The sequence below is a fragment of the Chondromyces crocatus genome (assembly GCF_001189295.1).
Classification (GTDB): Bacteria; Myxococcota_A; Polyangia; order Polyangiales; family Polyangiaceae; genus Chondromyces; species Chondromyces crocatus.
Map to the genome: position 1 here is coordinate 8,994,845 of NZ_CP012159.1, position 15,976 is coordinate 9,010,820.

The following is a 15,976-nucleotide window of genomic DNA, read 5'->3' on the forward strand; positions in this document are numbered from 1 at the left end:
AGGGCATATCGGATGGACATTGGTACTCCCGTGCGGAAATCTCGAACGCAGAGGTTCAGACTGCGGAGTCACGGAGCCAGGTCATCATCGTCCAGCAGGAGCAAGGATGCGTTGCGCTCGATCTCCTCGGCTGAAAGGTTCGTTGTATAGATTGCGCTGTAGTAGAGCAGGCCCTGGAATGAACGCATTCCCGAACTCCGGTTGCCAAGCGCATACCTCGGATCGTTGGAGAGATTCAGCGTGGTTCCGAGAGCAGGCACTGTCGGCGAGCCGTTGTTGCTCGCAGAAACCTGCACACCATTACGGTAAAGCTTGATGCGGTCAGCCGGCATGGGTGCGTCGGTGTCGACGACCACATGGAGCACACACCGTTCGTGAACCAGCGGCTCCCAGCTCGCCGCGAGCTGGTTGTTCCAGTAGAAGCGAAGGTTCTGCGGGGGCAAGAACCGGAGATCGAGCTGGCCAAAGCCGCCTCCCATGCCGAGGGAGGTGATTGCCGAGCCCTCGGACACATCGCCACCTGCAATCGAGAGAACGACCTCCACGGTGAGCTGCTTCGCCCCCAGCAGTTGGTCCTCGACCTTGGTCGTTCCCACCGAAGCCACACCACGACCTGCGGAGTTGACCAAGGCCCAGAACAACCCGCGATGTCCGTCGACCTCGGCAGCCGTCACCGTCCCTCCCACGACGTTGAGGTTCACCGGAGTTCCCTCTGGGGAAGAGTCCCTCAACGAGGACAGGGGCGTTTCGGGTTCGTCATCGAGAAAGTAGCGGGTCAACAGCGCCCGGGTCACGAGAGCCTGCGTCGCGCTAGCGTCAGCGCCATCGCAGTCTTCATCAATGCCGTTGCTGTAGATCTCGGCGGCGGGGGTTATTTCGCCAAGACAGTCCGCGATCCATTGTCCGGAAACATCGCAAAATGCCTTTCCGGGCTGACAGATGCCAATGCCTTCAGTCTCAGGTGCTGCGCTATAGCAGGACCGATCCTCGCCTGGACGGCAGACACCGCCCCCTCCGCTTCCTCCTGTAGCCCCCGCCTCGCCAGTGCCAGCAGAGCCACCGGGGCCGTTGGAATTCCCTGAGTCCTCCTCCCCGTTCGACGTCATCGTCACGAAAACGAGTCCGGAGAAGACGGCGGACAACAAGACCGTGGGCATTGACATGGGAACTCCTGAGCGCTCGGCAAGATCGAACACGGTTGGTTGGCGCGAAGGAAATCAGCCTTCAGGGGGTGCGTCGTCGCTGGCGAGCAGGGCGCAGGCGTGGGCGGCGAGGCGCGGCTCGTCGAGGGCCTCGTCGTAGACCGCGGCGTAGTGCAGCACGCCCTGGAAGGAAGCCCCTCCAACAAAAGCGTTACCAAGGACCAGCGCGTCGCTCGCCTGGAGGCTGAGCGGCTCGTTCGCTGATGGCGGTGTCACGCCCGCCACACCGGCTTCGCCAGGCACATGGCTGCCGTTCACATACAACCTCACCCGCTCCACCTCAGGCGCGCTCGTCTCCACCACCAAGTGCACCACCTGGCGGGTGGATAGGTCCACCGCCCACTGGCCCGCCCGGTCGTCCTCTTCGCTGGGGGTCTGCTGATTCCAGTACGCTCCGAGACGCCCTGAAGGGATCGAGCCTCCCGCGACCAAGGAGAAGCGATCGATTCTATTTACAGCGTCGCTCGCATGAAGCCCAAATAGCCGAGAGGGATGTGCAACAGCAGCCGAAAACCCCTGTGCGCGCAATACCAGCTCCACCGTGAGCGCTTGCTTGCCGTTCAGTTGGCCGAAGACTTTCCCGCTGCCGATCGCTGCCAAGGCACGCCCATCACCGTTAGGGGGCTGGCTCCACGCCAGACCACCGTGCGGAAAGACGCCTTCGCGACGCGGGTCCGGAGACCCCGGCGCCACATCCAGGTCCAGGGCGGGTGTCACCGCATCCGGCACCTTCTCCGGCACCGAACCGGCAGCGCCATCCGACGCATTGATGAAGTAACGCACCACCACGCCCCCATCCTCCAGTCCGTCTCCGCACGCGCCTCCAGCACTCCCCCCCTGCCCTCCTCCGCCCGGACCTCCTCCTCCGGGCCCTCCTCCGGGGCCCTGGCTCGTCGACGTCGTCCCCCCGGGGCCCGATGTCGAAGAAGACGCGGCCTCTATCTCCAAGTCTGCGAGTCCCGTGAGCTGAGCACAGGCCGCCGGTCCTACGGAAACCACGCCAGTTGCGAGCATCAAGACATATCGGATGGACATCTGTACTCCCGTGCTGAGGCTTCGAGCCGTAGAGGTTCTGCTCGCGGCGTTACGGAGTCACGTCGTCATTGTCCAACAGCACCAAGGGAGGCATTGCCTGCCAGGCAGGAGCGCGCCAGCGAGGCGTTGAAAGGTGCAAGACTGGCCATCGAGCCGTCGGGGCTCACGGGGGTGCGTCGTCGCTGGCGAGCAGGGCGCAGGCGTGGGCGGCGATGCGCGGCTCGTCCAGGGCCTCGTCATAGACCGCCGCGTAGTACAGCACCCCCTGGAAGGAAGACCCTCCTGAGGCCGCGTTGCCAAGGACCAGCTCGTCGTTCGCTTGGAGGCTGAGCTGCTCATTCGCGGACGGTGGCGTCAGACCCGCCACACCGGCTTCGCCAGGCACATGGCTGCCGTTCACATACAGCCTCACCCTCTCCAACTGAGGCGCGCTCGTCTCCACCACCAGATGCACCACTTGGCGGGTGGATAGGTCTACCGTCCACTGGCCCGCCAGGTCACCAGCGTAGCTGGCGGTTTGCTGATTCCAGTACGCTCCGAGGCCCCCCGAAGGGAGCAAGCCTCCCGCGACCAAGGAGAGGCGGTCGATTTTGTCACCATTGCCGTCGAGCGTATGAAGTCCGAACAGCCGGGATAGCGTGGTGCTCGCAAAGGCCTGTGCGCGCACCACCAGTTCCACGGTGAGCGCTTGCTTGCCGTTCAGCCGGCTGAAGACCTTGCCACTGCCGATCGCTGCCGAGGCACGCGCATCACTGCCAGGCGCCAGGCTCCACGCCAGCCCACCATGCGGAGCGACGCCTTCGCGCTGCGGATCCGCATCGGCTCCCCAACTCACCGCTTCAACGCTCAGGTTCAGGGCTGGTGTCTCCGCATCTTTCACCTCAGTCGGCACCGAGCCGACCGCGCCATCCGACGCATCGATGAAGTACCGCACCACCACGCCTCCATCCTCCAGCCCGTCTCCGCACGTGACGCCACCATTCCCACCTTGACCCCCTCCGCCCGGCCCTCCTCCGGGCCCCATACTCCACGACGTCGTTCCCCCGGCCCCCTGGCCTGACGTCGAAGAGGACGCCTCCTCTACCTCCAAGTCGGCAAGTCCCGTGAGCTGAGCACAGGCCAGCAAGCCCACGGAGACGACACCAGCAGCGAGCATCAAGACATGTCTGATGAACATCTATGACTCCCATACGGATGCTTCGAGCCGCAGAGGTTCAGCCCGCGGCGTCACGAAGCCACGTCAACTTCGTCCAGCAGGAACGAAGAAGACTTTACCTTCCAGTCGAGAGCGCACCGGGGATGAGTCGAGAGGCGCAGGTCGACCCATCAAACCGTGGGACGTTCAAAAGGGTGCGTCGTCACTGGCGAGCAGGGCGCAGGCGTGGGCGGCGATGCGCGGCTCGTCCAGGGCCTCATCGTATACCGCCGCGTAGTACAGCACGCCCTGGAAGGAAGCGCCCAGCGCAGCCGAGTTGCCGAGAATCAGCTCGTCGCTCGCCTGAAGGCTGAGCGGCTCGTTCGCGGATGGCGGCGTAACGCCTGCCACACCGACTTCGCCAGGCACCTGGCTGCCGTTCACATACAGCCTCACCCGCTCCAACGCTGGCGCATTCGTGTCCATCACCAGATGCACCACCTGGCGGACGGATAGGTCCACCGTCCACTGGCCTGCCAGGTCACCAGCGTAGCTGGCGGCTTGCTGATTCCAGTACGCGCCGAGGCGCCCCGACGGGAGGAAGCCTCCCGCAACCAAGGAGAGACGATCGATCTTCTCGTCATTGGCGTCGCGCGCATGCAGCCCGAATAGCCGGGATGTCACGGTATTCGAAATGCCCTGTGAGCGCACCACCAGCTCCACCGTATGCGCTTGCTTGCCGTTCAGTCGGCCGAGGAGCTTCCCACTGCCGATTGCTGCCCAAGCACGCCCATCGTTGCCAGGCATCTGGCTCCACGCCAGCCCACCATGAGGAAACTCGCCTTCACGCTGCGGGTCCATGTCGGCCCCCAAGTTTGTCACTTCGACGTCCAGGTCCAGGGCAGGAGTCACCGTATCCGGCACTTTCTGCGGCACCGAGCCGACAGCGCCGTCCGAGGCATTGATGAAGTACCGAACCACCACGCCCCCATCCTCCAGCCCGTCTCCGCATGCGCCTCCCCCGTTCCCACCCTGCCCCTCTCCACCGCGACCTCCTCCCCCGAGCCCCGCGCTGGTCGACGTCGTGCCTCCCGCTCCTGATGCCGAGGAAGAGGCCGGATCTATCTCCAGATCAGCGAGTCCGGTGATCTCAGCACACGCCAGCGGCACCATACAGACCGCACCGACCGCGAGCATCAAGACATCCCTGATGGTCATCTGTACTCCCGCACGGAGGAAGTGAGCCGTAGAGGCTCAGCCTGTAGCGTCACGGAGGCGGGCCGTCATCATCCAGCAGCAGCAGGGAGGCGTTGAGCGCGACCTCTTCGGGCGAGAGGTTCGTCGCGTAGAGCGCGCTGTAGTACAGCAAGCCCTGGAACGAACGCGCTCCCGATCCGCGGTTGCCGATCGCATAGAGCTGGTTATTAGGGAGAATCAGCGTGCTATCGGAATCAGGTACCGTGGGCGAGCCATTGGTGCTCGCGGAGACATGCGCGCCGTTCCGGTATAGCTTGATGCGGTCAGCTGGCACGGCGTCCAGGTCGACGACCACATGGAGCACACACCGCTCGTGAACCAAGGGCTCCCAGCTCGCCGCGAGCTGATTGTTCCAGTAGAAGCGAAGGTTCTGGGGGGGCAGGAACCGGAGATCGAGCTGGCCGAAGTCGCCCCCTGTGCCGAGGTAGGTAATGGCTGAGGCTCCAGAAACGCTGCCGCTTGCAATCGAGAGAACCACCTCCAGGGTGAGCTGTTTCGCCCCCTGTAGTTGGTCCACGACCTTGGTCGTTCCGACCGAAAGGACACCGCGTCCATCGGAGCTGGGCATGGCCCAGGACAAGCCACGATGTCCATCGACCTCGGCAGCCCTCACCGTCATCCCTGCAACGATGTCGAGGTCCACCGGTGTTCCCTCCGGGGCAGAGTCCATCAAAGGGGTGAGGGGCGCGTCGGGCTCGCCATCGAGATAGTAACGCGTCAAGAGCTTCCGGCTCACGAGGGCCTGCGTCGCGCTTGCTTTGACGCCGTCGCAGTCTTCATCGATGTCGTTGTTGTAGATCTCGGTGGCGGGGGTCGTTTCACCGAAGCAGTCTGCAAGCCATTGCCCGGAGACACCACAGAACGACTTGCCTGCCTGACAGATGCCAATCCCTTCAGTCTCGGGCGCTGCGCTGTAACAGTCTCTCACTTCTCCAGGAGTACAGTCACCGCCCCCTCCAAGCCCTCCTGCGCCCCCCTCTCCGCCAGTTCCAGCGGAACCACCGGGTCCGCTGGAGTCCCCCGAGTCTTCTTCGCAGTTCGAGGTCATTGCAATGAGAACCAGGCCGGAGAACATGGCGGACAACCAGACGGTGTGCTTTGACATGGGAACTCCTGTGCGCTCGGCAAGATCGACCACAGTTGGTTGTCGCGGAGGAAATCAGCCTTCAGGGGGTGCGTCGTCGCTGGCGAGCAGGGCGCAGGCGTGGGCGGCGAGGCGCGGTTCGTCCAGGGCCACGTCGTAGACCGCCGCGTAGTGCAGCACGCCCTGGAAGGAAGCCCCTCCTGCAAACGCGTTTCCAAGGACCAGCGCATCGTTCGCCTGGAGGCTGAGCGGCTCGTTCGCTGATGGCGGTGTCACGCCCGCCACACCGGCTTCGCCAGGCACATGGCTGCCGTTCACATACAACCTCACCCGCTCCACCTCAGGCGCGCTCGTCTCCACCACCAAGTGCACCACCTGGCGGGTGGATAGGTCCACCACCCACTGGCCCGCCCGGTCGTCCTCTTCGCTGGGGGTCTGCTGATTCCAGTACGCTCCGAGACGCCCTGAAGGGATCGAGCCTCCCACGACCAAGGAGAAGCGATCGATTCGCTCTAGAAGATCGCTATACGCATGAAGCCCGAATAGCCGAGATGGACGTACAGCATCAGTCGAAAAACTCTGTGCGCGCAATACCAGCTCCACCGTGAGCGCTTGCTTGCCGTTCAGTTGGTCGAAGACTTTCCCGCTGCCGATCGCTGCCCAGGCACGCCCATCAGTGGCAGAGTCCTGGCTCCACGCCAGACCACCGTACGGAAAGACGCCTTCGCGATGCGGGTCCGGAAACCCCGGCTCCACATCCAGGTCCAGGGCGGGTGTCACCGCATCCGGCACCTTCTCCGGCACCGAGCCGGCTGCGCCATCCGACGCATTGATGAAGTACCGCACCACCACGCCCCCATCCTCCAGTCCGTCTCCGCACGCGCCTCCAGCACTCCCCCCCTGCCCTCCTCCGCCCGGACCTCCTCCTCCGGGGCCCTGGCTCGTCGACGTCGTCCCCCCGGCCCCCTCTGACGTGCTGGAGCTCACGGTCGAATTTCCACCCGGACTCGGGTCATACGGCCAGCATCCCGACATGCCCCCCCAAATCAATGCCAGCCCTGCCAACCCGATCCCCAACCGCAAGCCAAGATTGCTCATCGCTCGCCCTCTCTCCACGTCCTACCAGGACCCCGAAAGCCACATGCCGGCATCTCGTGTTCCCACGGCCGGAACGAGGCGCCACGCAGACGCCCGCGTTTCCTGCTTCCGAGGGGCTACCAGCGCATAGACGACTGTGGCCCCCGCCACAGCGCCTGCCCCCACGAACGTCCACAGGGCCGTATTCGAAATGTAGGCCTGCTGGGCGATAGCATCTGCCTTCTCCTGCCCGGTGACGGAGTCTGGATCCACGCTGTTCGCCCATACCGTCAGCGAGGCCCCTGCAATCACCCCCACGCCAGCCGCAGCCCCCCCTGCAATCAGCACCCACGTCTTCGGCCCACCCTCACCTTCTGCCACTGGCGGCGGTGTCTTCGGCAATGTCTTGGGCTCCACCGCTCGGGGCACCACACGCAGCGCGATCTGCCGAGACTCCCCCGCCTTCAGCTCCACCGTCTCCGGCTCCGCCGCCTCCTTCCCGAGGCGCGCCTCCAGCGTGTGCTTGCCCGCGTCCACGAAGATCTCTCGCATGAGCGGCGCCTGCCCGACCACGCGGCCGTCCACCAGCACCTCGGCGCCTTCGCGATCCACCTTGACGATCAACGTCCCGATCTTCTGCTTCGCCTCCCCGAGGAGGCTCTGGATCAGCGCGCGGTCCTGGTCCTTGAGCTTCTCCGGCGGCTGCTGCAGGAAGAACGTGAGGCGCTCTGCCGCCTCGACGAAGCGGCTGGTCTTCAACGAGGCGCGCCCCAGGTGCAGCGCGATCAGCGGGTGCTGCTGCACGCGCCACGCAGCGCTGAAGGACTCGTAGGCCTTCTCCCACTCCCCGTTGTCCGCAGACGTACGCCCCGCGTCGTAGAGCATCTTCGCGGCCTTGATCGGGGCGCTGCTGGACGTGTCGTCCTCCTGAGCGTGAGCGGACCACGAGGGGGTCGCGGTGAGCAGCACGGCGGCGAGGGCGACGACCCACTTGCTGGAAGGCTGCTGGTGCCTGGTGACGGGCGTTCGATGCATCTCACCTCGGGGTTCACGGGGTCCTCGTCGAGGAGACCATCCTGTCGCCTGGCCTGTCAGGAGGGGCGCAGGGTCTGGACGCGACAGGGACGCGGGGTGCGGGGGGATGGCTCGGGGGTCAGTGGTCACGAAAGCGCTCCAGATTCGAGGTCAACGAAGCAAGACCAGGATGGACGGCCGACGGTGTCCCGGGCTCGAAAGGAAGGGTTGACGAGCGGCTGAGAGGAGGTGGATGCGCGTCGGCGGCTGCATGGGCTACTTGCCTCCCTTCAGGCGGTTCTCGCACAGCTTCTTCTCGAAGCCGGTCTTGCCGAAGCACGGATCCTGGGTTTTGCCTGCTCCGCGAGGGGGGGCAGGAGAAGACGCCGTGGCGGGTTTGTTGACGGTGGCGGGCGCGGTGGCACCCGTCGCGAGAGCAGCCGTCGACGCGCCCTTGCTGGGCTCTGCGCTGGGGGTGGCCACGGGGATCGCGGTCGGCTCCGCGGAAGGTGCGGGAACTGGAGCGGCCTCGCCGGTGGGCGCCGCGCTCGGCAGTGGAGGTGCCAGCTCCTGCGCGGGGACGGGCTCCGTGTCGTTCGGCTTTTCGTCCTTCGCTTGCGCGGGTTGCTCCGGGGTCAATTCGGGACGCTCGGGTGCGCTTTGCATCGTGATGAAGAACAAGGCTCCAGCGGCCACTGCCAGCCCGACGAGCACGCCGACGACGGCCGCCACCATCCGGCTGCGCTTGCGCTTCTCCTCGAAGAACAGCGTCGCACCCATGGTCTGGTTGGCGGGGGGCAGGTTCTGCGGGATGGCGCTGACCAGCGGCTTCGTCGTCGAGATCGCGCTGCTGTGCACCCCCATCGTGCCAGGGAAAGGGGTCGCACCGTCCGGCGCACCAGGGTGCCCTGGTCCTGGTCCCATGCCAGCCCCTGGGTGCAGGGGCGCCGTGTTCTGCAGGCCGGCGGCGAGGCCCCGGAGGGCCTGCGCTTCGTTGCCGGCGAGCTTCACCGTTCCGCCTTGCGCCCAGCCCTGGGCTGCAGGTTGCCCCTCCGGGCTCGCGCTCTGAGGGATGGCGCCACCCATGCCGCCGTAGATCTCGGGTGAGGAGGCCTGAGGTGAGCGCATCGGCATCGCGCCGGCGCCATGCGATCCTGGCCCGGCAGACCACGGACCGCTCTCCCGCATCGGGTCGCTCGTGGGGTGCGATGGGTGAGCGCCCGCCCGGGGCCACGACTCGCCCGTGCGGTACTGCTGCTGTTGCCAGGCGCCAGGTCCGGACTGAGGGGACGATTCTGCCGCATGGCCCGGCATCCCTCCCTGCCCTCCTGCACCATACCCACCCGCGCCTTGCGGGCCGCGCGGCAGCACCGCGGTCGCGCCGCCGGCAGGGAGGCCTTGCCCGGCGCGCTGCTGCGCGAGCTGCTGCATCACGGCCTGGGCCATGCCGGGGCGGATCGGGATGGTCTTGGCGTCGTCCTCGTCGATGACCTCTTCCAGTTCGCCGCTCAGCGACAGCACGTCCGCTCCCGCGGGCGCAGCCGCATACGGGCCGGAGCCGTAGGCGGGGTACGCGCCGGAGCCCGACCGCGGTCCTCCGGCAGGGACCGACACGCCCGGGTACGAACCCGACGGCGACGAGGGTCGCAGGCCGGGGACCGGCGACGCGGCGGCATAGGGGCCGGAAGCATAGGCGGGGTACGGTCCGGACCCCGGCCGCGAGGGCGCAGCCCCCGAAGAACTCGCGCTGCCAGCGCCGCCTCCGCTCACGGGCGCGTACGCGCCTGAAGGAGGGCCGCTCGCCGGCCCGCTGCCGAGCGCCGCGTTGGACCACCCCGCGGAGGTCGACTCCCGCGGCGTCATGAAGGCCTCGAGCGCGACCGCGACCTCGGCGGCGGAGTGAGGGCGCTCCTCGCGCTTCCGCTTCAGGCAGCGCTGCACCAGGTCGACGAGGCCGGGCTCGATCCGACGGACCACCCTGTCCAGCCGCGGGGCGTCGCCCGTCAGGATCTTGGCGAACACCTGCTGCGCGTCGCCGTCGAAGGGGCGCTGCCCGGCGATCATCTCGAAGAGCACCACGCCGAGCGACCACAGATCCGCGCGGTGATCTACGTCGCGCTGGGCGCGCACCTGCTCGGGGCTCATGTACAGCGGCGAGCCGACCGTGCCGCCGGCGGCCGTGTGCATCCCGTCCGAGTGGGCGAGGTTCTTGGCGACACCGAAGTCGAGGACCTTGACGACGACCTCGCCCTCTTCGCCCGGCTCTTGGTGGAGGAAGATGTTCGCGGGCTTGAGATCGCGGTGAATGATGGGCACCTGGTGCGCTGCGGCGAGCGCGCGGGCGATGTCACGGCCGATGCGCGCGGCCTCGTGCGGCTCCAGCCTTCGCTTGCGGCGCAGCATGTCATGGAGGGTCTCGCCGGTGAGGAGCTGCATGACGAGGAAGGGGTCTCCCTTCTCGGTCTGGTCGATGTCGTACACATCGATGATGTTTTTATGATGCAGCGCACCGAGCGCCTTGGCCTCTCGCTGGAGCCGGATGCGGAACTCGGGCTCGGGGCGCAAGATCAGCTTCACCGCGACGTCCCGCGACGTCGACTCGTTCACCGCGGCCCAGACGGATCCCATCGCGCCCTCGCCGAGGGGCCGGAGCAATCGGTATTTACCAGCAAGCAGGACCCCCGGGGCGATCAGGTCGACGGAAGAGGGCGGCATCATTGTCCTCGCGAGGCAGAGGGCCTCACCCGAGAAACGCAGGGTCGCCAGGCGTCGGAGCTGCCCACGCAGGACCGGCGTACCGATAACTGCACGTGAAGGCGGTTCTCAACGGGCGAGGCCATGCGCAACTCCCACACAGCGTGGCACGCGGGATTTACGCGGCGTGCCCTGAGCCACGATACTACTGCAAGCCAGTACGTCCGCACACCTTCTCGGCAAAAGTGAACCCGAGGTTGCTTGCTCGACGGAGACGTCTCGAACGGCCAATCGTGCATGCCGACCGAGGCTGGCCACGCATGACCAGCCTCGCGCCAGACACGGTCAGCCCCCGCGCTCGCAGCGCTTGCGCTCGAGGAGCTTCAGCTTGGCGCAGTTCTTCTTCGTGGTCGTCGTGGGAGACGTCGCCGGACGCGTCGCCGTCGTGGTCGTGGCGGGACGCGGGGTGGTCGCTTGAGGCTTCGCAGTCACCGCGGGCACGAGCGTCGAAGGCGGTGCGGCACTCGCGGAGGCCGAAGGGGCCGGCGGAGGCTCGGCAACAGGCTCGGCTTCGGGCGGAGGCTCAGGGGTCGGCGGAGGCTCAGGAAGAGGGCTCGCGCTGGCCGCCGCCGTCGCCCCCGGGAGTGGCGTGGCCGAGGAGTCGGAATCCGGCGTCCCCGAGGCGGGATCGTCCTTCGGATCGTTGAGGACCATCACCAGGCTGACGCCGATGATGCCGAGGGCGACGATGAGGCCCACCAGCAGGGCGATCATCGATCTGGAGAGCCGGCGGGGCATGAGCGAGGCGCCGCCATCCCCTTCGAATGCCGCGTTGCCGCTCGCCATCAAGGGAGTGAACGAGGAGCTGGGTGTCCCTTGTGGCTGACCGGAAGGCTGCAACGGCTGCGTGGACAGCTCCTCGCCGTATAGGCCCGAACTCGCACCGAACGACGCGGTGTAGGCGGGAGAGCCGTAAGGATTCGCCCCAGGAACAGACCCCTGAGAAGGCATCATCCCCGGCGGAGGGGGAGGTGCAGGAGGTGCGGAGGTGATGACCGAGGCCGAGCCCTGGGGCAGGCGGTAGCGCGCCATGTCGTCGGCGGCCATCTTGACCGTGCCGCCACGAGTCCACGCAGGCGCGTCAGAGTAGGGGGAGTCGAGCGCCGCCGTCGTGTCGAGCGAGAGACCAGGAGGCACGGGAGGCCCTTCGCCCCAGCGCATGGTGTTCGGAGGCTGGCTCCCGCCTTGAGCGAGCCCAGGCGCCATCGCGGGGCCTGGCGGCAGACCCGGGGAAGAGCCACGCGGGTCCGGCGGGATGTACTCGTCGGCCTTGTAGAACGTGGTGGGCGCCTCGTCCTCGTCCTCGTTGTCGAGGTACATCATGCCCGGGTTCGATCCGCGCGAAGGTGGCGGAGCAGGCATCCCGGGCGGTGGCGTCAGGCCCATCGGCGACCGGGGCGCAGGGCCAGGCGTGGCGAGTCCAGGGAGGGGCGTGGCGATGGCCGGGGTGTACGGCGGAGACGCTAGAGGCGTCTGCCCTGGCGAAGAGGGCTGTGGTGCGCGGTTGCCCTGCAGGGACGGAGCCCCTGGTGCGAAGGGCGAGTTCGCCGACTGCCCGCGCACCAACGGTTCGAGCAAGGCCGTGACCTCGGCCGCCGAAGAGTAACGGTGCTCGCGCTCGCGCGAGAGGCAGCGCGAGACGATCTGCGCGAGGCGCTCATCGACGCGGCGCACGTAGCGGGTGACGCTGGGGATCTCGCCGGTGAGGATCTTCGCGAACACCTCTGGGGTCTCGCCCTGGAAGGGGCGAACGCCGGAAAGCATCTCGAAGAGGACCACACCGAGCGCCCAGATGTCGGCGCGGACGTCGATGGTGGGATCGCCGCGGACCTGCTCGGGGCTCATGTAGAACGGCGAGCCCACCGCGCCGCCCGCCACGGTGTGCAACCCGTCGGAAGCGCCCAGGTTCTTGGCGATGCCGAAGTCGAGGACCTTGACGACGTAGCCGTCGATGTCCGGCTCCTGGTGCAGGAAGATGTTCGCCGGCTTGAGATCGCGGTGGATGATCTGCAGCGCGTGCGCGGCGGTCAGAGCGCGGGTCACGTCGCGGCCGATCGACGCAGCTTCCTCGGTCTCCAGGCGGCGCTTGCGCGCGAGCACCTCGGCGACGGTCTCGCCGGACAGGAGCTGCATCACCAGGAACGGCTCACCGCTCTCCGTCTCCATGATGTCGAAGACGTCGATGATGTTCTTGTGCTTCAGCGATCCGCAGGCGCGGGCCTCACGCAGCAGGCGATGGCGGTGCTCCGGATCGGGCCGGAGGAGGAGCTTGAGCGCGACCTCACGCGTCGTCACCTCGTCGATCGCAGCCCAGACGGCACCCATCGCTCCTTCGCCGATCTGGCGGGTCAGCCTGTACCGCTTGGCGACGATGGACCCGGGCACGAGTCGGGAAACGAACGAGGGATTGACCATGGTGGAGATGCCGGTGTCCTTCTCGCAGGCTGGACCGAGTTGCAGGATGGTATCCCAGGGAGGCGCAGCAGCGCACCCCCCTTCCATGGCCCGAAGGCGCGAAGAAACCCTTCGCAGCGGTGGTGGCTGCGGTTGCGAGCCGGACTACGCTCCCTGGCCGGACGGGGTCGGCGGTGTCGCTCGTCGTGGCGCAGATCCAGGTGATTTCGACGCGTTTCCAGGCGTCTTTGACGCAGATCCGGGCGTCTTCGTCGGCGGCGTCGCGTCGACCGGGGTGCTCGCGCCCGCAGGGATCGTCTCTGAATCTGCCCCGCTTTCCGGCTCGTCCGGTGTGTCGGAGGCATCAGGCCGTAGCAGCGCAGGCTTCACCGATCCCTCGCTGCCAGGGTCGATCGCGGCGGCGATGGCCTCCTCGCCGTCCCGTGGCGGAGGAGCGATGACGGGCTCGCTGGGGCGATCCAGCGGCACGTAGACCACAACCTTCTCGCCAGGCTGGAGCGGACTGCGCCGCGAGCGATGATTGATGCGCTCCAGCATGCCGAGCGACAGACCGTAACGGCTGGAGAGCTTGCGCCAGTCGTCGCCGTCGCGCACCGCGACTTCGAGCCGCTTACGGCCCTTCAAGGCCTCGAAGTGCGCGAAGAAATCATCCGATCCGACAGGGAGGATGCGCGCGTCGGCTTCTTCGAGGAGCAGCACGTCGTCGGTCCGTCTGCTCTTGTGGAGGAAGACCTGGAGGCTCATGCCCTCGTGCAGCGAGGCGCTCGGATCGAGCGCGTTCCACCGGCAGAGCTCGTCGACACCGACCCCGAGCACGGAGGCGACGTCACGCAGCGCATCGCCAGAGACGACGCGGTAGAAGACGCGACGGCGATCTTCGTAGGAGAATCGCTGCGGCGGGACGGTGATCACGGGCCGGGAGTCCGGGACGTCGGCAACGCTTCCCTTCGTCGTCCCTTCGCCGAGCAGCCCTCGCGCCGGAACGAAGAGCAGCGTCCCAGGGCGCACGGACTCACCCGAGCGAAGGCCGTTGAGCGACTGCAGGGAGCTGCGGGTGGTGCGGTGGGTGGTGGCGATGTTCTCCAGGGCCTCGCCCCAGCGCACCAGATGCCTGCCCAGCTTTGGCTCCCGCTCCAGGACACGGGGAATGGCCTTGGCGGCCTGAGCACCGACCCCAGGGGGCACACGGACTTCCCAGCGGGTGAGCGCGTCGTTCTCCAGAGGGAGCGGGGGGGTGCGACGCGCGACGAGCTGCGGGTTCAGCGCTTCGATGTCGGACTGTGGCGCGCCCGAGGCCGTGGCCACGGCCTGCAAGGATACCCCGGAGCCCACGGCCACCTTGTCGAAGCCCACGGCGGGCTCGAGCTCCACGTCCTCGACGCCGAAGACTTCGGGGTTCCGCGCGACGATGGAGATGGCGATGATCTTCGGCACATAGAGCGCCGATTCCAGGGGCAAGCCCGCTTCCATGCGCGCGAGCTCCCAGAAGTCGTTGGTGTTGTACTTGCGGATCGCCGCGAGCAGACCGCCATAGCCCATGTTGTACGCGGCGAACGCCAGCTCCCAGCTCCCGAAGCGCTTGCGCAGATCGGAGAGGTAACGCGCGGCGGCCAGCGTGGAGCGCTCCGGATCGAGGCGCTCGTCGATCCAGCGATCGACCGTGAGTCCGTAGATGCGCGCGCCGTCGGGCATGAACTGCCAGAGGCCTGCGGCGCCCACCGCGGACTGCGCCGTGGGCTCGAAGCCGCTCTCGACGAGGGCGAGCCAGACGACGTCCTCGGGGACCTTCTGCTCACGGAGCACGCGCCGGATGGCCGCGCCGTACCGCCCGCTCTTGCGGAGAAAGATCACCGCAGCCGACTTGCCGTGCGGATCGTTCTTGTAGTGCTCGAGGTAGCGCACGACGCGCGCGTCCCAGCGGACGGGGATGTCGGGCATCTTGAGCTGGCGGAGCCAGGAAAGGTCGCGCGGGGGCGATGGCGGAGGGCCAGGATCGACGGGGGGCGCCGTCCCCGGGAGGAGCGCCGAGGGGGGCACCCCGGAAGCGTCGACCCGTGGACCACCAGGATCCATGAGCACCGTGCCATCGGCCACCCAGGCAGGCCCTGGCGCGGGAGCTGCCGTGGGGAAAAGGAGGCGATCGATGTCGCGAAGAGCGCGCAGCTCGCCGGACTCCGCAGCGCTCGTCCCTTGCGGGGCCGCCGCCCCCGAGACCACGCGTCGCGCCGTCTCGTTGGGTTGCCCGGGCTCACCAGGCTTGCGGGTGCGCTTGGGAGGCGCCTTCTTGACGGGCTTCGCGGCCGTCTTGGGGGCAGGACGGGCGGGCTTCTTCGCCTGGGGCTTGACCGCGACCTTCGCCGGCTCGGCCTTCGGGGCGACCTTCGCCGCCAGCGTCGTGGCATCTGTCCGGGGAGCGTCCTTCGCAACGTCGGCCTTCGGAGCGTCCGTTTTTGGCGTGTCTGCCTTCGAGGCCTCCGCCTTCGGCGCATCCGCCTTCGAGGCCTCCACCTTCGGCGCTTCCGCTTTCGGTGCCTCCGCTTTCGGTGCCTCCGCTTTCGGTACCTCCGCTTTCGGTGCCTCCGCCTTCGGCACCTCTGCCTTTGTCGTCCCGGATTTGGCCGTCTCGGCAGTGGCTCCCGTTTTGTCGGAAGCCACGGCCAGTGCAGGCTCGCCTAGCGCTGCGAGGCCCAAGAGGGCCGCGAGACAGGAACAAACCAGGGGGCGGCGCACGATTCGGGTCCGCATCTCGGGCTTTCGAGCTGTCTCACGAGGGGCCTGAAGGGTCAACTTCGAGGCGAGACGCTCACCTGGGAGCCTGGTGACGAGAGCGCCGAGCGGAGAAGCGCCTCGTGCACCGCGCACTGCGTCATCGGTCAGCCTCCCCTCGGACCACGGCGGATTTCCTGGTTGGTCTCCTTGGAGCACCGACCAACCGGGAAGGAGCCGAACAAGATGATACGAGCCTGGCGAGGCGCGCGAGCTGGAGCGTGATGCTCTTGACGC

The 15,976-nt window shown here is 67.3% G+C and carries 10 protein-coding genes; all 10 read right to left on the reverse strand.

The window, feature by feature from the left end; all coding sequences use genetic code 11:
* Nucleotides 1-68: 68 nt before the first annotated feature.
* On the reverse strand, nt 69-1,163 hold the full coding sequence (locus tag CMC5_RS43450) for a LamG-like jellyroll fold domain-containing protein (protein ID WP_082362989.1): 1,095 nt from the start codon (nt 1,161-1,163) through the stop codon (nt 69-71).
* Nucleotides 1,164-1,217: 54 nt separating this feature from the next.
* Complete coding sequence (locus tag CMC5_RS43455) at nt 1,218-1,991, reverse strand: LamG-like jellyroll fold domain-containing protein (RefSeq protein WP_156339028.1); 774 nt, start codon at nt 1,989-1,991, stop codon at nt 1,218-1,220.
* 409 nt (nt 1,992-2,400) lie between these two features.
* A complete protein-coding gene (locus CMC5_RS32445; protein ID WP_156339029.1) occupies nt 2,401-3,177 on the reverse strand; it encodes a LamG-like jellyroll fold domain-containing protein in 777 nt (258 codons plus the stop codon).
* A gap of 402 nt (nt 3,178-3,579) precedes the next feature.
* Nucleotides 3,580-4,356, reverse strand: a complete 777-nt coding sequence (locus CMC5_RS32450; protein WP_156339030.1) for a LamG-like jellyroll fold domain-containing protein — start codon at nt 4,354-4,356, stop codon at nt 3,580-3,582.
* 283 nt (nt 4,357-4,639) lie between these two features.
* Entirely contained in the window at nt 4,640-5,557 is a 918-nt protein-coding gene (locus CMC5_RS32455; protein WP_050434036.1) for a LamG-like jellyroll fold domain-containing protein, read from the reverse strand.
* Between the two features lie 231 nt (nt 5,558-5,788).
* Nucleotides 5,789-6,565 (reverse strand): LamG-like jellyroll fold domain-containing protein, encoded by a 777-nt coding sequence (locus CMC5_RS32460; RefSeq protein ID WP_050434037.1) that lies wholly within the window; start codon nt 6,563-6,565, stop codon nt 5,789-5,791.
* 267 nt (nt 6,566-6,832) lie between these two features.
* Nucleotides 6,833-7,825, reverse strand: coding sequence for a PEGA domain-containing protein (locus CMC5_RS32465; RefSeq protein WP_050434038.1), 993 nt, complete (start codon nt 7,823-7,825; stop codon nt 6,833-6,835).
* 255 nt (nt 7,826-8,080) lie between these two features.
* Nucleotides 8,081-10,432, reverse strand: a complete 2,352-nt coding sequence (locus CMC5_RS47065; RefSeq protein ID WP_050434039.1) for a serine/threonine-protein kinase — start codon at nt 10,430-10,432, stop codon at nt 8,081-8,083.
* Between the two features lie 411 nt (nt 10,433-10,843).
* Nucleotides 10,844-13,060 carry a serine/threonine protein kinase gene (locus CMC5_RS32475; RefSeq protein ID WP_050434040.1) on the reverse strand — a complete coding sequence of 739 codons (2,217 nt, stop codon included), beginning with the start codon at nt 13,058-13,060 and terminating at the stop codon, nt 10,844-10,846.
* Between the two features lie 57 nt (nt 13,061-13,117).
* Complete coding sequence (locus CMC5_RS32480; protein WP_245677914.1) at nt 13,118-15,628, reverse strand: lytic transglycosylase domain-containing protein; 2,511 nt, start codon at nt 15,626-15,628, stop codon at nt 13,118-13,120.
* Nucleotides 15,629-15,976: the final 348 nt, after the last annotated feature.

Excerpts from the sequence above, each read along its gene's own strand:
- CMC5_RS43450 (WP_082362989.1), bottom strand. The coding sequence starts at position 1,163 with ATGTCAATGCCCACGGTCTTGTTGTCCGCCGTCTTCTCCGGACTCGTT.
- CMC5_RS32465 (WP_050434038.1), bottom strand. The coding sequence starts at position 7,825 with ATGCATCGAACGCCCGTCACCAGGCACCAGCAGCCTTCCAGCAAGTGG.
- CMC5_RS47065 (WP_050434039.1), bottom strand. The coding sequence starts at position 10,432 with ATGGGATCCGTCTGGGCCGCGGTGAACGAGTCGACGTCGCGGGACGTC.
- CMC5_RS32475 (WP_050434040.1), bottom strand. The coding sequence starts at position 13,060 with ATGGAAGGGGGGTGCGCTGCTGCGCCTCCCTGGGATACCATCCTGCAA.